Raw genomic sequence first — 20,429 nt, 5'->3', positions numbered from 1 at the left:
GGGTGCCTAGGGACGACGCAGGGCGTCTTCGGCACCATAGCCGTTCGGCAGGACGGGAGCCGCCGAGCCCGAGACACCCTTGAGGCCCTCGAGCAGGTGCTTGCCGATGAGCGCGTCCTGCGGAAGCTCGATCGGGTACTCGCCGTCGAAGCACGCCGAGCACAGCCGCGTCTTGGGCTGCTCGGTGGCCGCGATGAGCTGCTCCAGCGACACGTAGCCCAGCGAGTCGGCGCCGACCGACCGGCGGATGCCGTCGTCGTCCAGGCCGTTCGCGATGAGCTCGGCCCGCGAGGCGAAGTCGATGCCGTAGAAGCACGGCCACTTCACGGGCGGCGACGCGATCCGGACGTGCACCTCGAGGGCGCCGGCCTCGCGCAGCATGCGCACGAGCGCGCGCTGGGTGTTGCCGCGCACGATCGAGTCGTCCACGACGACGAGCCGCTTGCCGCGGATGACGTCGCGCAGCGGGTTCAGCTTCAGCCGGATGCCGAGCTGGCGGATGGTCTGCGACGGCTGGATGAACGTCCGGCCGACGTAGGCGTTCTTGACCAGGCCCGACCCGTACGGGATGCCGCTGGCCTGCGCGTACCCGATCGCGGCCGGAGTGCCGGACTCGGGCACCGGGATCACCAGGTCGGCCTCGACCGGGTGCTCCTTGGCGAGGCGGCGGCCGATCTCGACGCGGGTGGCGTGCACGCCGCGCCCGGAGATCGTCGTGTCCGGCCGCGCCAGGTAGACGTACTCGAAGATGCAGCCCTTGGGCTCGGGCGTCGCGAACCGGGTGGACCGCAGCCCGTCCTCGTCGATCGCGATCAGCTCACCGGGCTCGACCTCGCGCACGAAGCTCGCGCCGACGATGTCGAGGGCGGCGGTCTCGCTCGCGACGACCCAGCCGCGCTCCAGCCGGCCGAGGACCAGCGGGCGCACGCCGTGCGGGTCGCGCGCCGCGTACAGCGTGGACTCGTCGGAGAAGGTCAGGCAGTACGCGCCCTTGACCGTCGGGAGCAGTTCCAGGGCGGCCTGCTCGATGCCCTTGTCGGCGGCCGCGTGCGCGAGCAGCGCGGTCAGGATGTCCGAGTCGGTCGTGGCGCCGTTGCGGCTGGTGATGCCGAGGGCCTTGGCCTTCTCCAGCAGCTCGGCGGTGTTCACGAGGTTGCCGTTGTGGCCGAGGCTCAGCCCCGAGCCCGCGGCGGTGGTGCGGAACGTCGGCTGGGCGTTCTCCCAGGTCGTGGACCCGGTGGTGGAGTAGCGGCAGTGCCCGACGGCCACGTGGCCCTTGAGCGACTGCAGGACCTGCTCGTCGAACACCTGGCTGACGAGCCCGAGGTCCTTGAAGACGACGACCTGGGCCCCGTCTCCGACCGAGATGCCGGCCGCCTCCTGACCGCGGTGCTGCAGGGCGTAGAGGCCGTAGTAGGTCAGCTTGGAGACGTCTTCACCGGGAGCCCAGACGCCGAAGACGCCGCACTCCTCACGGGGTTCCTGTTCGGACGGGGAATGGTCGTCGACCACCGAATTGGCTCCCTCACGACGGGGCTGGCTGCGCTTCCGAGTGTATGTGGCGCAGGGGGCCAACCACCCCCATCAGACCCCTGGTGAGGTGATGAAGCTCATGCCCGCGGGAGCGGACCGGCACCCGGGCCGCCCCGTCAGGCCTTCTTGCAGCCGGTGATCTGGGTGCGGGTCGAGACGTGCTTCTCGTCGACCCGTTGCTGCGCGACGTGGCACACGACCTCGTCGCCGACCGCCACCGGACCCGAGAACTCCCTCGCGAGGACCCGGCCCGAGTACCAGTCGCTGATCATGGCCCTCGGCTGCTCCTGCGCCAGCACGAGCTCGTAGCCCTCGGAGTCCGCCTTGGTGACCTTGAACCTGACGTCGCCCTCGAACTTGTCGCTGCCGCCGCACGCGGTCACCGCGAGGCAGCACGTCAGGACCACGGCGAGCCCGCGCATCAGTGCCCCCTCCCGACCTGCAGGACGTCCAGCACGCGCCGGTCGCCGGTCATCTCCCGGTAGTTCATCCGGTTCCACAGCCAGAAGTAGACGAGCTCGGCCTCACCGGTCACCTGCGCGTCGCCCTCCTCGCCGGGGGCGGCGGCACGGATCCGCGGCGCCTCGTCCGGGGCCAGGGAGATCAGCCACGACTCGGGCACGTCGGTCGGCCGCACGACGGCGCTTCCCGACACCATGTTCGGCACGTCGCCGTCGAGCTTGGCCGCGACGATCGTGGTCAGCACCTCGTCGATGCCGTCCACGCACAGGTCGGCGTCCGTGGCCACGACCTGGCGGACGACGGTCTGGGCGTCGAACCGGCGCAGCACCGCCTCGTGCGCGATCCGGCGGTGCCACACCCACGCGAGGTCGGGCGCCGCGGGCGAGAACGTCCAGACGGGGCGGTTGCCCGGCACGGCGGTGAGGACCTCCGCGGCGGCGGTGATCTGCAGGTCGAGGTACTCGAGCGGCGCCAGGCCGGCCCGCGGCTCCGGCGGCCGCATCGCGGTGCGGCTGCCGGTGCGCAGGTACGGGGTCGAGGTCTCGAGGAAGCGCCCGACGTGGATGACCAGGTCCCCGACGGTCCAGCCGGGGCGGGTCGGCACCTCGGCTGCGGGGTCCGCCTGCGCCACCGCCCTGCGGAACATCTCCGCCTGCTCGACGAACACAGCGGTCCACCGCTCGGCCGTCCACCCTGTCTGCACCATGAGCGACATCGTGCCCGAAACGTTCATCGCACGAGTGGGGAACCGGCCATGATGTGACTGCGTCGCAGTGACCGAGGACCAACACGGGGGTGGCGATGTTCGGCGTTGAGCCAGAGCTGCTGCGCAACGCGTCCAAGGAGTTCGGCAACGGCTCCGACGCGGTGCGGGAGGCGGCCGAGATGATCTCGATGCTGCGGCTGGACCCCGGTGCGCTGGGCGAGGTCGACGGCGCCGCCGAGTTCGCCGGCGCGCTCGCGGAGTTCGTCGGCAAGCACGCCCAGGACCTCCAGCGCGGGTCCGCCTGGATCAACGACGCCGCCGAGGGCCTGGTGTCGAACGCCGACGCGTACCAGCGCACGGACGAGGACCACGCGGCGGTGCTGAAGAAGCTCTTCTCCGGGTTTGGGGGCGGCAAGTGAGCTACACGGACCCGGAGAGCCTGTACGGCAAGCTCGCCTCGGGCGACGCCGGCCGGATCGCCGCCGCCGCCGACCCCATCACCGGCGCGATCAGCGCGGTCGGGCGAGCCGGTGAGTCGGTCGCCAGGGGCGGGAAGACCGCGGTCAGCAGCTGGGTCGGCGACACCGCCACCCGGTTCACCGCGCGCGCCGAACTGTCCGCCACCGCCGCCAAGGCCGCCGTCGACCGGCTCGGTGCCGGCGTCGACATCGTCCAGGCCGCCTCGCGCGCCTACAGCCAGATGCGCGGTGCCGCCGACCAGGCCATCGGCGTCTGGCGCGGCCGTCCGCCCGGCTTGGACGCCGAGCAGACCCGCCAGCTCGCCCAGCAGGTCAACGAGCACCTGACCAAGGTGAAGGCGGGCTACGACAACGTCCTGCGCTCGTACGCGAGCGCCCTCACCAGGATCCCGCCGGGCTTCGAGCAGTCCGCGCGCACCGACAGCGGCTGGAGCCGTGCCGCCGAACGCGCCGGCGCCTCCGGCCCGCTGCCTCCCGTGCCGCCGCCGGGCAGCGACCCGAAGGCCGTCGCCGACTGGTGGAAGTCGCTCAGCCCCGCGCAGCAGGAAGCGCTCAAGAACACGAAGTACCAGGAGCTCGGCCAGCTCCGCGGCCTGCCCGCCGACGTGCTCGACTTCGCCAACCGCAAGCGGATCCCCGAGGACGCGGCGCGGTTCAACGCGGAGAAGGACCAGCTCGAGCAGCAGCTGGCCGACCGTGCGCGCGAGTTGGGCGTCGACCCGAACTCGCCGGAGGGCCAGCGGGCGCTGCGCAACGACGCCCAGGGCTCGCAGCTGATGTCGCAGTACGACGAAGCCGCGCGCCGGGCGAAGAACGCGGACGACGCGGTCGGCGCGTTGGGCAAGGCCGACTCGCTGAGCGACGAGAACGGCAAGAAGGCGTACGTCCTCGCGTGGAGCCCGGACGGCGCGGGTGCCAAGGAAGGCGCGATCGCCGTCTCGTTCGGCAACCCCGACACGGCGGAGAACGTCGCGGTCTGCGTGCCGGGCACCACGTCCAAGCTCAGCAGCTTCGGCCTCGACCAGGCCGCGAACCTCAGCGGCGAGATGGGACCGAACGGCGCCGCGATCCAGTGGCTCGGCTACGACGCGCCGGAGTTCCTGCCCGGCCAGGTGAACGACCCGGAGCAGGCCCGCGAGGGTGGCGCGATCCTCGCGAAGGACGTCGAGGGCTACCGCACGACCAACCCGGACGCGCACGTCACGGTCGTCGGCCACAGCTACGGCAGCACGGTCGTCGGCTACTCGGCGATGGACAACGGGCTCAAGGCGGACGACATCGTGTTCGTCGGCTCGCCGGGCGTCGGCGCGTCCAACGTGGACCAGCTCTCGGCCGGCGCCGGGCACGTCTACGTCGGCGGCACGGAGCACGACCCGGTCATCCAGGCCACCAGCGGTGACTGGTTCACCGAGGACGGCTCGTCCACCGGTCCCTACGACTCCTCGTTCGGCGCCAAGACGTTCGGCACGTCCGGCGAGTCGTGGATCGGGCACGCCCACTCGTCCTACTACGACAAGGGCACCGAGTCGCTCGGCAACATCGCGAAGATCGCCAACGGCGAGGGCGGCAGCGTCACCGAGCAGCGCTGGCAGGACGCCCCCACCCCGCGCGAGGTGCCCGGTTCGGACCTGCCGGTGGCGGGCCCGGTCATCGACTGGGGCGTCAACACCGGCAAGGAGGTCGCCGACATCGGCGAGGACGTCTGGCGCGGTGGCGGCCAGGTCGTGGACGACATCTCGAACGGCCGCTGGGGTGACGCGGCGGGCCACGCCGTGGACACCCTAGGCGAGGTGGCGAGCGACGCGGGCGACGTCGTGGTCGACACCGTCGGCAACGCGGTCGAGCTGGGCCGCGACGTCGTCGAGGGTGTCGGCGGCGTGGCGAAGACGATCGGTTCCTGGTTCTAGCCCGGTTCCTGGTTCTGGCCCGGTTCCTGGTTCTGGCCCGGTTCCTGGAAGCGCACGACCGGCAGCAGGGGTGAGAGGTCGGCGCGGGTCCCCGACGCGGTGACCCGGCCGTCCAGGGCGTCGGCCCACTCGAGGCTGCCGGTCGCCAGTTCGAGCCACGTGCGGGCGTCGGTCTCGACGACGTTCGGGGGCGTGCCGCGGGTGTGGCGCGGGCCCTCGACGCACTGCACGGCGGCGAACGGCGGCACGCGCACCTCGACGCTGCGGCCGGGCGCGATCTGCTCCAGGGTGCGCAGGCTCAGGCGGACCGCGGCGGCGAGCACGGGCCGTTCCGGCTGGTCAGCCTCACCGCGCAGCCACGGCAGCACGGCCTGCACCGCTGCTCGCATCTCGGCGGGGTCGACGGCTCTGGCTGGCACGCCGCCCACATTAGCGAAGGGCCAGCGGCGCTCTCGGGGCTGTTGGTATATCTGAACGGTGATCAGGAACTTCGCCGTCGTCGGCCCCGGGCAGGCGACCAGGGAGCGGCTGACGGCCGCCCTGGCGGCGGCACCGGACATCTCGGTCTACCGGATCGGGCGGGGTGCGGACCCGTTGCCGGTCTCGGCCACGTTCGACCCCTCCGACCAGCCGGGGTGCCGGAGCCTGCTGGACTGGTTCGAGCGCGGGGCGCCGTCGGGTGCGGTGCTGCTGGTGGACGACTGGGCGCTGTGCGCGGAGTTCGACCGCGGGCTGGAGCGGACCGTCGAGTGGATCGCCGCTTTCGGGCCCGCGCAGGGCGTGCAGGTCGTCGTCACCGCGCGGAAGTGGGCGGACGTCCCCGGCCGGCTGCGGCGCCGGTTGCACGGCGAGGCCACGGACTTCCTGGCGCTGCACGGCATCGAGCCCGACCTGAGCAACAAGCACCGGCACCGGGACCTCAGGGTCGCCGTCGGTTCCGACGACCGCGGCTGGCCGGTGTACCTGCACGTCAGCGTGGACGGCGACGGCTACCTCGGTGCCTACGTCGGTCCGCCGGCGCAACGGGAGCAGAAGGTGCTCACCGCGTTGCTGGGGTTCATGGTCACGCACTCGCCGGCGGACCTGAACATCGGTTGCGTCGACATGGCGGACATCGGCGTGTTCGACGGCCTGGAACACGCGCCCCACATGGCCTTCAGCCTCAACGGCGGCGACAGCGCCGAGACCTTCGAGCGGTTCGGGCAGGGCCTCCAGGGCGAGATCGCCCGGCGGCAGGAGCTGCTGCGCGCAGCCGGGGGGTGCCGCGACTTCCACGACTACCGCGCCAAGGTCCTCGCGGGTGAGGACCTCGAACCGCTGCCCGCCCTGCTGGTCTGCGTGGACAGCGCGGAGGTGGTGCTGCGGCGGCACCCCCGCTTCGCGGACGCCCTGAACACCGTCACGAGCGCGGGCCGCGTCCTGGGCGTCTACCTGCTCTGCTCGGGGGACTCGTTCCCCGAGGGGTTGCGGGCGTCGGTGAGGTCGGAGTGGCCCTCCGGGGTGCCGCCGCACGACCTCGAGGAGTGGGCCGACGTGCTCCCGCGGGCGCTGGCGGGGTCCGGTCCGCCCGCCCGCCCGATCGTCCCGCCGCCGTTGCACGACAGCGGGAAGGAGCTCAGGCTGAGCATGCTGCCGCCAGGGGGCATCGGCATCGTGGACCTGCCGTTCGAGCAACGCCTCGCGGTCATGATCGTCCACTTCGACGAGCACCGGCGGCACGGCGCCATCGTCGGCGGCCCGGGGACGGGCAAGAGCACGACCCTGCGCACCCTGGCGACCGTGCTCGGGGACGAGGTGCACAGGTACCAGCTGCTCGACGGCCCCGGTGAGCCGATCGACCCGGAGCGCCACGTCGTCGTGACCGCGCGGACGTGGGACGAGGTGCCGCGGTTCATCCAGGACAGCCTGGCGTTCGCCGTCGAGTTCCGGCTCGACGACCCGGCCACCTCGAAGTTCGCTCCGCACCGCGCGGCCTTCGTGCCGGACCGGCCCGGCTTCTGCCTGTCCTGGCCCGACCTCCAGCAGGCGCGGATAGCGCTGCCGTGAACCACCTCGCGCTCATCGGACCGGCCGCACTCGTCACGCGCCGCCTCGCGGGGACGCAGGGCGTCTACCGCATCGGGCGGGGCGCCTCGCCCGGTGTCGCGGTCACCTTCGAACCCGGTGACGAGCGGCGGCGGCAGAACCTGCTGGCGTGGTTCGAACGGGGCGCGGAGCCGGGCGCGACGCTGCTCGTCGACGACTGGAAGTACTGCAGCGACACCGATCCCGGGCTCGCCGACTCCGTCCGCTGGATCGCCGCGGCGGCGTGGAACGTGCGGGTGGTCGTCACCGCGCGGTCGCTCGACGAGCTGCCGGACCGGGTGCCGCTGCGGGTCGAGGTGCTGGACTTCCTGGCGCTGCACGGGATGACCCGCTTCACCAAGGCGCTCTCGTGGAAGGGGCGGTGGTGGAAGGTCCCGGTCGGCGTGGGTCCCGGCGGGGAACCGGTGGCGGTGCGGCTCACCCACTTCGCCGACGGGAAGTGGCGCACGGGCTCGCACCTGAGCGCCCCCGCGCGCGGGACGTTCCGGAGCCTGGTGCTGGGCCTGATGACCACGCACTCGCCCAAGCTGTTCCAGGCGGTCTTCATCGACGCGCACGACACCGACGCGTTCGCCGGGCTCGACCGGGCTCCGCACGTGGTGGCGCACCACCGTGACGCGGCGGGGGATCCCGCCCGGATCGCGGCCGAGCTCCGCGCGGAGTCGGAACGCCGGCTCGAGGTCGTCGGCAACACTTGGACGATCTTCGACCACCGCGGCTTCGACCAGGTGCTGCCGCAGCTGCTGGTCTGCGTCACCGGTTTCGCCGACCTGGCGGCCACGGAGCTCGGCGAGGCACTCCTCACCATCGCGCGGGACGTCCGGCAGTCCGGGATGCAGCTGCTGCTCGACGCACCGCACGACGTGGCCCGGCCGATCGGCGACTGCGAGGTGCCGGCGAACCTCGACGAGGCGGCGGAGTCGTTGCCGCGGTCGATGCACGAACCCGAGCCCGTCCCCGACTTCGCCACCCTGCACGAGGCGCCGGCCCACTCGTGGCGGCCGCGGCCGGTGAAGCTGCAGTACCGGGTCCCGGTCGGGGTGGACGAGCACGGGCAGCCGGTCGAGATCGACCTGAAGTCCCAGCACCTCCAGGACGGGATGGGCCCGCACGGCGACGTCGTCGCACCGGACGGGCGCCGGGCGGAGGGCATCCGCGCGCTGGTGCTCGGCCAGATGCTGCGGCACTCACCGCAGGACCTCCAGGTCGTCCTGGTCGACTTCCACGGCGGCGGGATCTTCGCCGGCCTGGACGGCGCACCGCACGTGCGGCACGGCATCGTCGACCTGCTCGTGGACCACGAACTGCGCACCGCGGCGCTGGCCGACGCCCGGCACCGCACCATCTGGGAGCACCGGGCAGCGGGGTTCGTGCTGCCCGAGCTCCTGGTCTGCGTCGACGGCGTGCACGGGCTCCTGGCGGAGCGCCCGGAGTTCGCGGAGGTCCTGGCCACCCTGGCCGCTGCGGGACGGACCTACGGCCAGCACCTCCTGCTGTCCGACACGACGCCGAGCGAGTACGCGTCGTACCGGCTGGAGCTCACCGGCACCGGCTGGACCAGGCGGATCGGGCGGTCGGTGGAGGCGGTCGTGCTCCCCACCGACCTCAACGACGTCGTGTGGTCGTTGCCGATCAGGATGGCCGAGTCATGACCGGCGCAGCTTCCGCTGCGCGTCGTACAGGTTGCGCGGCGTCACGTCCGTCGTGCCGTACAGCTCCAGGCGCGAGTTCAGCTCGCCGGTGAAGTCCGGCTTGTCGACCTGACCGAAGTCGCGGACCTCGGAGATCGCGACCGTGGCGCTGCACGGCGCCACCTGGTCGATGCGGACGTTGCCCGCGCGCTGGTTGGTGACGGTGACGTTCCAGTGCGCGAACCGGGCGCCGTACAACGGACCCGCGTTCGCGCTGCCGCCGTGCGCACCGACGTTGTTGATCGTGATCTCGGTGCGGACGTTGGCGAACGGCAGACCGCGGTGGGTGTCGAAGACGTCGTGGTCCATGCGGCCGCGGGTCCAGACGTTGCCGCACGACAGACCTTCGACGTTCAGGCCGTGGTTGCCCGCGCCCGCCTGCGAGGGCTCGGACGGCGCCTCGATCACGAACCCGTCGGTGAGGTTGTCGTGCGACTGCTCGCGCGTCGCGTACGCGTGGTGGTGACCACGGCCGGAGACGCGCGTGTTCAGCAGCGAGATCCCCTTGGAGGACACCAGGAGGAAGCCGTTGTCGACGTCGTGGACGTGGACGTCGTCGGCCCAGCAGTCCCACGCGCACTGGAACGCGAGGCCGTTGTACCCCTTGTCCTGCAAGTGCTTCGGCGTCGGAACCTTGACCATCTCGATCCGGATGCCCTCGACGCCGGCACCGGTGACGACCGGCGCCATCGTGGTGAGGCGCGGCTCCCACTCCGGGCGGATCTCCAGCGGCAGCGGCTGCGCGAGCTTGACCCTGTTGCCCCGCACCCACTCCACGCGCACCGGCCACAGGAACGGGAAGTACGACAGCAGCTTGTCCTTGTCGTCCCACCGGTAGGTGGACGTTCCGGGGACGTCGCCGCACATGTGCCTGGGCAGCGAGTAGCCGTCGTCGTCCAGGCGCAGCAGCACGCGCTGACCGGCACGCAGCTCCCGTCCGTCCTCGACGGTCACCACGAACGCTCCGCGCGCCGCGGAGCCCGTGACGGCGGTGAGCGTCTCACCCGCCTCCAGCTCGTTGCCGGTCCAGCCCTCGAACGGCCACCTCCTCGCCTTGATCGCGTCGACCAGCGGCCGGTAGCGGTCGCGGTGGCAGACCCACACGAGGCCGCCCGACCAGCTCCACGCCGAGTTCTCCGAGCCGTAGCGGCTGCGGTTGACGCCGACGACCTCCTCCAGCGAGCGGGTCGCGTAGAAGGTCGTCTTCGCACTGCCCGCGCCGCGCAGCACGACGTTGTCGTAGCCGATGCGGATGATGTCGTCGATCCGGTACCGGCCCGGCGGGACGAGGACCGTGCCGCCGCCCAGCCCGCCGACGAACTCGACCGCCCGGTTGATCGCGGCCGAGGCGTCGGCGGAGCCGTCGCGGCGGGCGCCGAAGAACAGCACGTTCGCCAGCACGGGCCTGCGACCGGGTTTCTCACCGGTCCGGTAACCGGCGTAGGCGACGTTGGGGATCTGCGGGTGGTCGTACGGGTTCGCCACGAACTCCGACCACAGCGAGGCGGGGGACGCTGCCGAGGCAGTCCCCGCCGTCACTGGCGAGCCGACCAGCGCGACCCCCGCGGCCAGCAGGAATCGTCGTCTGTCGATGTTCATTTCGCCGTCTCCAAGGGGTCTTGGCCACGGCGGCGGTGGTCAGATCAAACCAGAGATCACGCGCCGGCGGAATGAACCGCCTCGGCGATCAGCTCGTCGACCTGGCGCAGCATCCGGCGCGCGTCGGTCGGCGTGAACGTGCTCCACGGCGGCTGGCCGTTCGAGGCACGGCGCTGCTGCAGGTAGCGGCCCTCCTCGGTGTCGAAGAACCCGACCACCCGCTCGGGACGCCAGCGCTTGCCGTACCTGTCCCTGGCGGCGGCACCGAAGTTCCCGGTGTGGACGATGCCGGTGAACATCTTGACCAGCTGCTTGGCGTCGTCCTCGCGCAGCCCGATGCCGCGGAACGCCGCCTCGGTCGACTTCGGCGAGCCGTCGGTCCGGGCGATCGCCTTCTCGATGTCCGCGCTCGGCAGCGTCACGGAGATCCCGGTTCCGGCGGGGTGCTGCGGCAGCACCGACAGCACCGCGGAGGCGAGCCCGGAGCCCGTCCACGGCTGGAAGGTCAGCCGGTCGTCGCGCAACGTCGCCACCGCGCACCAGTCGCCGTTCGCGACGGCGAGGACGCGGAGGCTGTGACCGAGCCAGAGGCGACCGTCTGCCTCCCTCTCGGGCCTGACGAACATGCGCAGCAACCCGTCCAGCTCGGACGACAGACCGCGCGAGTTGCCCAGGCGGCGCTGGTCGAGCTGGGCGTAGACCCGGTTCTCCAGTTGGACGCGCTCGTCACGCGTCTTGCCGGGTGTGGGGACCTTGAGCACGAGCGGCATGGGACCGACGTCCATCCGGTCCCACACCACGTCGAACTCCTCGGCGGAGAGGGTGATCGGTTCCCTCTCCGCCGGAGCACCGAACAGAGTCACTCGGACAGGCCACCGATGACCGGAGGAGCGACCATGCGGTCGTCGCCGAACACGTCGTCGGTCTCGACCAGGTAGTCGGCCGCCTTGTGCTCGATGTCGTCCTCGCCCTCGCCCTTCTGGCCGTGGGCGCCACCGGCACCCATGCCGGCACCGGCCGCACCGGCCTTGCCCGCACCGGCGCCCGCGCCCGGACCGGAGCCCATCGCGCCGCCGCGCACCGCGTCAGCAGGACCGGAGCCCATCGCGCCGCCGAGGCCACCGGGCATGCCGACGGCCTTCATCGCGCCCTGGCCGGACGCGCCGCCGCCGAGCGAACCCGACATCGGGGCGAACGCCTTGCCGCCACCGGGACCGCCGGGGCCGCCACCGGGCAGGCCGCCGCGGGGACCACCGGTGCCGGGACCACCGGGCCCACCGGGGCCACCGCCGGGACCGCCCGTCGAGGGCCTGGTGAAGATCGGCCCGCTCGGAGGAACCGGCGTCGGCGTCGGCGTCGGGTGCGGCAGGTTGGTGGGCGGCGGGACGTGCGTGGGGGGCGGCGTCGGCGTGGGCGTCGGCGTCGTCCACGACGTGTGCGTGGTGTCGGTCGGCGGCGGCGTCCAGCCCGTCGAGACCTGGGTCTGCGGGCCGGTCGGCGTCGCCCACGACGAGTGGGTCGTGCCCGTGTTGCCCGACGGCGCCGGAGCACCCGTCGACGCGTAGCCCGCGCGCGTGCTGCCCGTGCCCGTGTCGGACGGGGGCGGCGTGTCGATCACGACCTGCGGCGGTGTCGGGAACTCGCCGAGCGTCGAGGAGTTCCAGCGGCTGTCCGACTGGTAGTCCTCCATGACCTTGACGGCCTGGGCCGCGGCGTTGTCCGCGGCGGCCTCCTGGCGCTCGTGGTCCATCTGCTGGCTCACGACGTGCGCCATGCCGACCGGACCGGTCAGCGCGCCGGCGGCGATGTCGAGGAGGCCCGGCTTCTCGGTCGTGACGGGCACGACCTCGGGCATCTTCTTGCGCGCCTCGGCGATGTACTCGCCCTGCAGGCGCGCGGAGCTCTCCATGGTGGTCGCGCCGGACTCGGCGAAACCGGCCCACTGGGCCAGCGGCGACAGCGCGCCCTGGGCGGCGTCGGAGGCGTCGGACTCCCAGTCCGCGCCCATCTTCGCGAGACCGTCGTGCAGGTCGCTGTCGATCCGCGCGAGCATCTCGGCGATCGACTTCCAGCCCTGTTCGACCGGGATGGACGCGGAGACGCCGGGACCGGAGTTGATCATCTTGTACAGCTCGGGGTGTCCGTACCCCTGGAAGCGGTGCTCAGTCATCTGTCAGTCCCCCTCTCAGCCCATGTCCCGCAGGTGCTTGCCCCACATGGCCTCGTTGTCGCCCTCGGTCTGGCGGTACTGCTCCTCGATCGCCTTGAGCTGCGCGATGACGCCGACGAGCTGTTCGCGGTAGGCGTCGAGCGCGGCGAGCGCCTTGCCCCTCGTCTGCTCGTTGAACGCCTTCGACGTCTCGTCGCTGATCGGGTCCGCGGCCCACGGCCTGGTCGTCAGCTCGTGCACAGCCGCCTTGATCTTGGCGTCGAACTCGTCGAGCGCGCGCTGGAAGGCGGCCCGCGCCTGTGGAATGGCGTGTGGCTCCACCTTCAGCTTGCGCTGCCCGAACTCTGAAGGCACCGTGGTGCCCCCACCGTCCGCGAGATACACGGCACACCCTCCTCAGTACGGCCCTGGGGGATGGGCCGCGTGTGCATTTGGAACGACTTTAGCTCTGATGCGTGACGCGGGTGACCGGTTCCCGGTACAAGACGAGTAGTTCTGCTCGAACGTCATTCGGTCGCGAGAACGGCTCCGACGGCTTCGGCGAGCTTCTTCGCCTGCGCGCACGCCCCGTCCACCGTGGACCTGTCCTCTCCGAACCCTCCGACGGCGTTCACCAGCAACAACTGCCCGTCGTGGGCGTCGAGGTAAACATCGCAGGCGGGTCCGAGGCCCGACACGTCCCGCCCGTCGACGTACGCGGGGTAGCCCGCGACCCGCGCCGGGGTGAGCTCGGCCTCACCGACGGTCTGCCTGAGCCGGTCCACGCCACCGTTGACCAGCGTGTAGATCGACGACGAGTACGTGGCGTCCTCGTAGTTGTTGCTGCACGTCCTGCTGCCCTGGCCGTAGTCGGCCAGGGCGGGGCGCTCCGTCACGAGGCGGACGCCGAGTGCCGACTTCACCTCGGCCGTGTAGAGCGTGCAGGGGTCGAGCGCCTTCATGTCGACGGCCTTGGGCCTCGCCACCGGGGCCGAACCGGTCGAGGACCCGGTCGCGGGCGCGGAGCCCGTCTGCTGCCCCGCGGAGGGCGATCCCGGCTCGGTGGCCGAGCACCCGGACAGCACGGCTGCCAGCAACAACGGGACGGCAAGTCGGCGCATGCGGGTCAACGTACCGAATCGCCGGGCACGGAGGGTGGCGAACGAGGTGGCCCGCGTCACCCCCTCCGGCCCCGGCCCGCGGTCACCGGTAGCGCCGCACCACCACGGAGGGGCGCTCGACCGGTTCGCCCCGGTCGAGCGACCACGCCAGCCGGACGTACTGCGCGTGCGTCCACGCGAGCGGGGTCGCCGACTCGGTGCCGCGGCCGTTCCAGACCTGCTCCGGCAGCATGAGCCCGCTGTTCGCGGTCGCCGCGATCTCCTCCAGCCGCTGGGCCGCCTTGCGCTTGTCGCCGGTCAGCAGCTCGTACTCACCGCGTTCGCCGCTGAGCAGCGGCCACAGCCGTCCGTACGTGCGGGTCGGCGTCGGCCAGTTGATGTTCCACGGCCTGCCGTCCGCCGTCTCGCCGTAACCGTCCTGCGTGAAGCGGTGCCAGTAGCCCTGCTCCCGCAGGTGCTGGTCGACGACGCTCACCGTGTTGCGGATGACCGGGTCGTCGGCGCGCTTGACGCCGAGCCTGGTCAGTTCGAGGAAGCTCGGGTCGACGACCGCGCGCTGGTCGACCTCGGCCGGGTTGTTGTCACCGAGGTCGTACTTCGTGCCCTGGTCGGGCTTTCCGTCCTTGGTGACGCGCAGGTAGTACGGCTTGGGGTCGTGCGGACCGGTGTTCGTCGCCGTCCAGCCCTCGACTCCGCGCTGCCACTCGTCGGCGGTGGCGAGGTAGCGGTCGGCGTTCTCGCCGTTGCGCCGCAACAGGTCCGCGAAGCAGACCAGGCCGGCGACCGCCGAGGCGATGGTGGCGGGCGAGTAGCCGTCCTGGTTCTCCCACCGCTCCTGCTCGCTGAACGGCGCGTTCGGATAGCTCAGCAGGTAGTCGGCCGAGCGGCGCAGAGCGTCCATTGTGGACTTGTCCCGCCGGTCGAGGTGCCAGGCGAGCAGCAGCGGCGCCGCGACCTGGTCGAGCTGGACCTTGGTCCACACCGGGGTGCCGTCGACCCGCGTGTTCTGCGGCAGGTGCCCGTCCGGCTGCTGCTGCCTGGTCAGCATGAAGTCCAGCGAGCGCTGGGCGAACCCGGTGTCGCCGGCGGCGATCATGGCCGTCGACACGTGGTACAGGTCGCGCGGCCACACCAGCGCGTACGGGCCGAGCTCCGGCGCGAGTGCGCGGTCGAACCCGAACGCCCACGGGAAGCTCGGCGAGGCGATCGACGCACCGGGGTTGGCCTTGTCCTCCGTGGCCGCCAGCACCATCACGGACATGTCGTAGAGCCGCCGGTCCGCCGACCCGGGCCGCTTCAGCCCGTCCAGGTACGTGCGCCAGCCCCGCGCGTACTCCCGTGCCACCACGCGGAAGTCCTGCTCCAACGCCGCCCGTGCGACACCCTCACCGAACCCGACCGCGAACGTGCCGCGCGCGCGTCGCACCGGTTCGGTGGGCAACGTGCTCGCCACGGAGCCGCCGTCCTTCATCGGCACGTGCTCGATCGACAGGCGGACCGGGCGTTGCGCGTGGAAGTCCACGTCGGCGAGAACGGCCGCACGCCGCGGATCGGTGACGTAGGTGATCTCGGCCCGCCAGCCGTCCCCGCTCAGGTGCTGGCGGAACGTGAGCGACCGGTCGTCGGCCGGCTCGGTGCGCGCCCGGCCGGGCTTCCCGTCGACCAGCAGCCGGGTCTCGCGGGTCGCGGGCGTGCTGAGGTCGGGGTGGAAGATCTCCGAGAGCCCCTGGTGACCGAGGGTGAACCAAACAGGGCTTTCCGCCGATCTCGCGGTGCCGAACCCCTGCTTGTCCGCCGGCAGGGGGACGACGTCGGCGGGAGCGGCGCGGACGACCGGGGTCGTCGCGGCGAGCAGGAGCACGACGAGCGCCAAGGGTTTCATGGCACTCGGAGTTCCCCGCCCTAGAGATCACCACGCAGGAGGCTGTCGATGTTCTCCGGCGGACCGGGCCGCGCGAAGAACCAGCCCTGTCCCGTGTCGCAGCCCAGGCGCAGCAGCCGGGCGGCCTGGGCCGGTGTCTCGACCCCCTCCGCGGTCACGCCGAGGGACAGCGCGTGGGCCAGCTGGACCAGCGTGGCGACGATCTGCGAGTCGACCGGGTCCTCCTCGTTCTCGGCCCGCAGCCCCTCCATGAACGAGCCGGCGATCTTGAGCTCGTGCACGGGCAGGTGCTTGAGGTAGGCGAGGTTCGAGTAGCCGGTGCCGAAGTCGTCGATCGCGATGCGGACACCCATGTCGCACAACGCCCTCAGCGCCTCCAGCGGCTCGTCGGCGGTGCCCATGATCGCCGACTCGGTGAGCTCCAGCTGCAGGTGGTGCGGGGGCAGCCCGCACTCGTCGAGGATCCGCTTGACGTCGCGGACGAGCTCGGGGTCGCGGGACTGGCGCACGGCGAGGTTCACCGACACGAACGGCGCCGAGTCGCCGAACTCCTCGAGCCAGCGCCGGGCCTCCTCGCAGGCCCTGCGCAGCACCCACCGTCCCAAGGGGACGATCAGGCCGGTCTCCTCGGCCAGCTCGATGAACCGGTCGGGCGCGAGCCTGCCGAACTCCGGGTGCTGCCAGCGCACCAGGGCTTCGACGCCGGTGACCGTCGAGTCCTCCAGGCGCACCAGCGGCTGGTACTCGACGTAGAACTCGCCGCGTTCCAGGGCGCGCGGCATGGTGGCCGACAGCGTGAACCTGGCGACCTCCTTGGCGTTGCGCTCCGGGTCGTAGAGCGCCCAGCGCGCCTTGCCGTCCGCCTTGGCCCAGTACAGCGTGATGTCCGCGTCGCGCATCAGGTCGGCCGACGTCGTGCCGGACAGCCGCCGTTCGACGATGCCGATCGACGCCGACACCGACAGCTCGTGGCCCGCGATGCGGATCGGCGCCTCCAGCTCGGTCAGCACCCGGTCGGCCACGTCGACGATGTCCTGCTCGCAGGACGAGCCCTCGACCAGGATGACGAACTCGTCGCCGCCCATGCGCGCGACCAGCTTGCCCTCGCCGGACACCGAGTGGTCGAGCCGGCGGCCGACCTCGACCAGCAGCTGGTCGCCCGTGTCGTGGCCCAGCGAGTCGTTGATGACCTTGAAGCCGTCGAGGTCGAGGTAGCAGAGCCCGGCCCGCGCGTGCTTGGCGCGGTTGTTGAACACGCGGCCCAGCCGTTCGAGGAACAGCGCGCGGTTCGGCAGGCCGGTCAGCGGGTCGTGCAGCGCCTGGTAGCGCAGCCTGTTCTGCAGCAGGTGCCGGTCGGTGACGTCCTCGATCATCGCGACCTGGTACTGCGGCTCGCCGTGGTCGTCGCGGACCAGCGACAGCGTCAGGTGCGTCCACACCTGCTCGCCGTCGGCCCGGTGGAAGCGCTTCTCGGCCCGGTAGTGGTCGCACTCGCCCGCGATGAGCTGGTCGTAGAGCCGCCACACGCTGCCCGCGTCCTCGGGGTGCATGAGGTCGCGGACGTTGTACTGGCGCATCTCCTCGACGCTGAACCCCAGCATGTCCTGCAGGGCCTGGTTGACGTCGAGTATCCGGCCCTCGATGTCCGCGATGCCGATGCCGATCGCGGCCTCGGTGAACATCGCGCGGAACCGGGCCTCCGACGCCCGCAGCATCGCCTCGGCCTGGTCGCGGGCGTCCAGCACGGCCGCCCTGATCGCCTCCTGCTCGGCGAGCGTGCGCTCCCGCAGCGCGCGGGCGTACCCGGCGGACAGCGCGCCCTGCAGGGCGGCGAGGCGGGACTGCAGCTTGTCGTCACCGGGGAAGCCCAGGTCGGCCAGCAGGTCTTCGCCGAGCAGCTGGACCGTGCGGCCGAGCGTGTCGGTGCCGGTGAAGTGCGCGTCGACCAGCCGCGAGCCGATCTCGTAGCCGGGAGCGGTGCGGAACGGGCTCGCGAACAGCGCCTCGACCAGCAGCTCGGTGAGGTCCTGGAGGTGCTGCGCGACCTCGGCGCGGGTCATCGGGACGTAGCTCGACCCGATCACCGCCGTCGCCCAGCTGCGCGCGAACACCTCGGCACCGGCCACTACGGCCGGGTCCAGAGGAGAGCGGTCCTCGCGCACTCGCTGGTCAACCCGTTCGGTCATCTGCTCGACCCTGATGCCACGAACGCGCAGCATACGGCCGGTTGCGGTGCGCAGTCACCTCTACGCCTTCCGGCCCACCGCGGCGAACCCGGGAAAACGCCCTCCGAACTCCCCGTCACCGTCGCACGACTCCGGATGCCAGGCCGGTACGCGGACCACACCCGGTTCGACCAGGTCGAACCCCTCGAACAAGCGCGTGAGCTCCGCCCTGCCGCGCAGCGTCATCGGCGTGACGTTCCGGTCGTAGATCCGGCGCGCCTCCCGGAACGACTCCGGCTCCTCTTCACCCTCGTAGCCCGCGTGGGAGATCGCGAGGAAGCTGCCGGGAGCGAGGCGGTCGCGGTAACCGCCGACCACGCCCCACGGGTCCTCCTCGTCCGGGACGAAGTGCAGCAGCGAGATCATCAGCACGGCGACCGGTTCGTCGAAGTCGAGCTGCTTGCCGACCTCGGGCGAGGACAGCACGCCCAGCGGGTCGCGCACGTCGGCCTGCAGCACGCCCACGTGCCCGTTGCCCTCCAGCAGCGACCGGCTGTGCGCGACCGCCACCGGGTCCAGGTCGACGTAGACGACCCGCGCCCCGGGGTCGGCGGCCTGGGCGATCTCGTGCACGTTGCCGACGGTCGGGATGCCGGAGCCGAGGTCGAGGAACTGGCGCACGCCCCGGCCGAGCAGGTGGCGGACGACCCTGCGCAGGAAGGCGCGGTGGCCGAGCACGACGGCGCGCAGCTCGGGCATCGTCCGCAGGACCTTCTCGGCGACCGCCCTGTCCGCGGCGAAGTTGTGCGCGCCGCCGAGCCAGTGGTCGTACACGCGCGCGATGCTGGGCCGCTCCAGGTCGATGTCCCCCGGCGCCCAGTTCGGCCGTTCCACCCGCTCACCCCACCCGCGTTCGCACCCGTTCGACCCCATCATGCACCCGCCGCTTGGCACAATGCCGACCTCGTGAGGAAAAGTTTGCTGCTGTCGACGATTCTTGCGTCGATCGGCGCATTTGTGCTGGTGGGCGGCGGTTTGCTGCTCGTGGACCCCCGCGCGCCGAAGCACGAGGCGATCAAGACGGGCGGTCTGGCGGGCGGCGCGATCGTCGCGCTCTACGCGTTGTGGCTGAACGACCGGCGGCGCAAGGTCGAGGAGGCCCGCCAGGAGCTCGAGAGCCAGCGCATCGACCACGACAGGTCGCGCGTGGCCGACGAGCGGTTCGCGCGCGCCGTCGAGCTGCTGGGCCACGAGACGGCCCAGGTGCGGGTGGGCGCGATGCACGCGCTGGCCGGCCTCGCGAAGTCCAGGGCCGAGTACACGCAGACCGTGCTCGACATCCTCTGCGCCTACCTGCGCCGACCGTTCAAGCGCTCGTCCGAGGACGAGGACGCCGCCGAGATCGAGCTGGAGGTCCGGCTCACCTCGCAGCGGCTGGTCGAGGACCTGCTGCCCCGGCTGGAGGAGAAGGACCCGCCGCGCTACGACCTCAACCTCACCAAGGCGCACCTCGAGTACATGGACCTGTCGTACCGGCAGGTCGGCGACCTGGTCATGCGGGTCGCGCGCCTCAACGAGTCCAACGCGTTCCACCACATGGTGGTGCACGGCGACCTGTACCTCACCGACGCCGAGGTGACCGGCCGGATCTACCTGCACCACAACGAGTTCCGCCGCAAGGCGTGGTTCAGCAGGGTCAAGGCGCGCGGGCTCGCGGTGTTCACCGAGACCAAGTTCCAGGGCGAGACCAAGTTCTCGGACTCGCAGTGGGCGGACGTGAAGGCGGACGGTTGTACGTTCGCCGTGCAGGCCGACCTTCCCGAAGCGTGGAGGAACTGACGTGAAGTGGCTGCTCGCGGTGCTCTCCGCCGGCGTGGTGACCGCGGCGACCGCGGTCCTGCTCTGGACGGTCAAGGCGCCGGCGGTGGAGATCGTGAAGACCGCCGGCGTCGCGGGCGGTGCCGTCGTCGCGCTGTACGCGTTGTGGCTCAACGACCGCAAGCACTCGCTCGAGAGCGAGAAGGTCGCCGACGAGCGGTTCGCCCGTTCCGTCGAACTGCTGGGCAACGAGGCCGACCAGGTGCGCGTGGGCGCGATGCACTCGCTGGCGTGGTTCGCGAAGTCGACGCCCCGCTACCGGCAGACCGTGCTCGACGTGCTGTGCGCCTACCTGCGCCGTCCGTTCACGCACCCCTCCCACCAGGCGAGGCCCGACGACCCGCAGCAGCACTTCGGCGAGGTGGACGAGGCGACCAGGCTGGAGCACCAGGTCCGGCTGACCGCGCAGCGGTTGATCAAGGACACCCTGTCGTGGGGGAAGAAGCGCAGGCACAAGCACTACGACCTCGACCTGACCGGCGCCGTCCTCGAGTACTTCTCGCTGGACGGCCGGCACGTCAACCGGTTCGTCGCCCGGCGCGCGCAGTTCTACGGCATCACGAACCTGCGCAACGTGCACGTGCGGAGCGTCGCGCTGTTCTCCGGTGGCGCCTTCCACGGCCGCCTGTAGCTGGAGAACGGCGACTTCGAAGGCGGGATCTCCTTCCAGGAGACGACTTTCGCCGGTCCCGTCGAGATGAGCTCGCCGAAGATGGGGGTCGCGAAGGTCGGCCGGTTCTTCCACCCGTCCCCCGAGCCGCCCGCCGTGCAG

At 71.7% G+C, this 20,429-nt stretch carries 18 protein-coding genes; 6 read left to right on the top strand and 12 right to left on the bottom strand.

Annotation, left to right across the window (positions count from 1 at the left end; all coding sequences use genetic code 11):
- Positions 1-6 precede the first annotated feature (6 nt).
- From purF to V1227_RS29530, 3 genes are all read right to left on the bottom strand, one after another.
- Positions 7-1,512, bottom strand: coding sequence for an amidophosphoribosyltransferase (purF, locus tag V1227_RS29540; protein WP_236220785.1), 1,506 nt, complete (start codon positions 1,510-1,512; stop codon positions 7-9).
- 137 nt (positions 1,513-1,649) lie between these two features.
- Positions 1,650-1,955, bottom strand: coding sequence for a hypothetical protein (locus tag V1227_RS29535; RefSeq protein WP_329788634.1), 306 nt, complete (start codon positions 1,953-1,955; stop codon positions 1,650-1,652).
- Entirely contained in the window at positions 1,955-2,701 is a 747-nt protein-coding gene (locus V1227_RS29530) for a maleylpyruvate isomerase N-terminal domain-containing protein (RefSeq protein ID WP_329788633.1), read from the bottom strand. Before V1227_RS29530 ends, V1227_RS29535 begins: the two co-directional genes overlap by 1 nt.
- A 95-nt stretch (positions 2,702-2,796) precedes the next feature.
- On the opposite strand from V1227_RS29530, the gene V1227_RS29525 reads away from it, so the two are divergent.
- Together V1227_RS29525 and V1227_RS29520 are read left to right on the top strand one after the other, a co-directional pair.
- On the top strand, positions 2,797-3,120 hold the full coding sequence (locus tag V1227_RS29525) for a type VII secretion target (RefSeq protein WP_236220788.1): 324 nt from the start codon (positions 2,797-2,799) through the stop codon (positions 3,118-3,120).
- On the top strand, positions 3,117-5,087 hold the full coding sequence (locus tag V1227_RS29520; protein ID WP_329788632.1) for an alpha/beta hydrolase: 1,971 nt from the start codon (positions 3,117-3,119) through the stop codon (positions 5,085-5,087). The genes V1227_RS29525 and V1227_RS29520 overlap by 4 nt, the downstream gene beginning before the upstream one ends.
- On the opposite strand, the gene V1227_RS29515 is transcribed toward V1227_RS29520, so the two are convergent.
- A complete protein-coding gene (locus tag V1227_RS29515) occupies positions 5,084-5,476 on the bottom strand; it encodes a sterol carrier family protein (protein ID WP_442916555.1) in 393 nt (130 codons plus the stop codon). The genes V1227_RS29520 and V1227_RS29515 overlap by 4 nt on opposite strands.
- Before the next feature lie 88 nt (positions 5,477-5,564).
- Between V1227_RS29515 and V1227_RS29510 the strand changes: the two genes are divergently transcribed.
- Together V1227_RS29510 and V1227_RS29505 are read left to right on the top strand one after the other, a co-directional pair.
- The gene (locus V1227_RS29510; RefSeq protein ID WP_329788630.1) at positions 5,565-7,133 is read left to right on the top strand and encodes a hypothetical protein; all 1,569 of its coding nucleotides are present in this window, start codon (positions 5,565-5,567) and stop codon (positions 7,131-7,133) included.
- The gene (locus tag V1227_RS29505) at positions 7,130-8,824 is read left to right on the top strand and encodes a hypothetical protein (RefSeq protein WP_329788629.1); all 1,695 of its coding nucleotides are present in this window, start codon (positions 7,130-7,132) and stop codon (positions 8,822-8,824) included. The genes V1227_RS29510 and V1227_RS29505 overlap by 4 nt, the downstream gene beginning before the upstream one ends.
- On the opposite strand, the gene V1227_RS29500 is transcribed toward V1227_RS29505, so the two are convergent.
- From V1227_RS29500 to V1227_RS29465, 8 genes are all read right to left on the bottom strand, one after another.
- Positions 8,819-10,462, bottom strand: a complete 1,644-nt coding sequence (locus V1227_RS29500; RefSeq protein ID WP_329788628.1) for a glycosyl hydrolase family 28-related protein — start codon at positions 10,460-10,462, stop codon at positions 8,819-8,821. The two genes, V1227_RS29505 and V1227_RS29500, sit on opposite strands and share 6 nt — an antisense overlap.
- Before the next feature lie 56 nt (positions 10,463-10,518).
- Positions 10,519-11,325, bottom strand: a complete 807-nt coding sequence (locus tag V1227_RS29495) for an ESX secretion-associated protein EspG (protein WP_329788627.1) — start codon at positions 11,323-11,325, stop codon at positions 10,519-10,521.
- Positions 11,322-12,632, bottom strand: coding sequence for a PPE domain-containing protein (locus V1227_RS29490; protein ID WP_329788626.1), 1,311 nt, complete (start codon positions 12,630-12,632; stop codon positions 11,322-11,324). The genes V1227_RS29495 and V1227_RS29490 overlap by 4 nt, the downstream gene beginning before the upstream one ends.
- 15 nt (positions 12,633-12,647) lie before the next feature.
- Positions 12,648-12,986 carry a transcriptional regulator gene (locus V1227_RS29485; RefSeq protein ID WP_329788625.1) on the bottom strand — a complete coding sequence of 113 codons (339 nt, stop codon included), beginning with the start codon at positions 12,984-12,986 and terminating at the stop codon, positions 12,648-12,650.
- Positions 12,987-13,138: 152 nt separating this feature from the next.
- On the bottom strand, positions 13,139-13,732 hold the full coding sequence (locus V1227_RS29480; protein WP_329788624.1) for a DUF3558 domain-containing protein: 594 nt from the start codon (positions 13,730-13,732) through the stop codon (positions 13,139-13,141).
- A gap of 82 nt (positions 13,733-13,814) precedes the next feature.
- Entirely contained in the window at positions 13,815-15,614 is a 1,800-nt protein-coding gene (locus V1227_RS29475; RefSeq protein ID WP_329788623.1) for a glycoside hydrolase family 15 protein, read from the bottom strand.
- A gap of 20 nt (positions 15,615-15,634) precedes the next feature.
- The gene (locus V1227_RS29470) at positions 15,635-17,800 is read right to left on the bottom strand and encodes a putative bifunctional diguanylate cyclase/phosphodiesterase (RefSeq protein ID WP_329788622.1); all 2,166 of its coding nucleotides are present in this window, start codon (positions 17,798-17,800) and stop codon (positions 15,635-15,637) included.
- Positions 17,801-17,860: 60 nt separating this feature from the next.
- Positions 17,861-18,673: an SAM-dependent methyltransferase gene (locus V1227_RS29465; RefSeq protein ID WP_329788621.1), complete on the bottom strand. Its 813-nt coding sequence runs from the start codon at positions 18,671-18,673 to the stop codon at positions 17,861-17,863.
- A gap of 72 nt (positions 18,674-18,745) precedes the next feature.
- Here V1227_RS29465 and V1227_RS29460 point away from each other — a divergent pair, with 72 nt between their 5' ends.
- Together V1227_RS29460 and V1227_RS29455 are read left to right on the top strand one after the other, a co-directional pair.
- Complete coding sequence (locus V1227_RS29460) at positions 18,746-19,618, top strand: pentapeptide repeat-containing protein (protein ID WP_329788620.1); 873 nt, start codon at positions 18,746-18,748, stop codon at positions 19,616-19,618.
- Between the two features lies 1 nt (position 19,619).
- On the top strand, positions 19,620-20,288 hold the full coding sequence (locus V1227_RS29455; protein WP_329788619.1) for a hypothetical protein: 669 nt from the start codon (positions 19,620-19,622) through the stop codon (positions 20,286-20,288).
- Positions 20,289-20,429 lie beyond the last annotated feature (141 nt).

It is taken from the genome of Lentzea sp. DG1S-22, from assembly GCF_036321065.1.
In the GTDB taxonomy this organism is placed as follows: Bacteria; Actinomycetota; Actinomycetes; order Mycobacteriales; family Pseudonocardiaceae; genus Lentzea; species Lentzea jiangxiensis.
The sequence above is the reverse complement of the archived record's forward strand: the minus strand, read 5'-3'. Positions and strand labels throughout refer to the sequence as shown.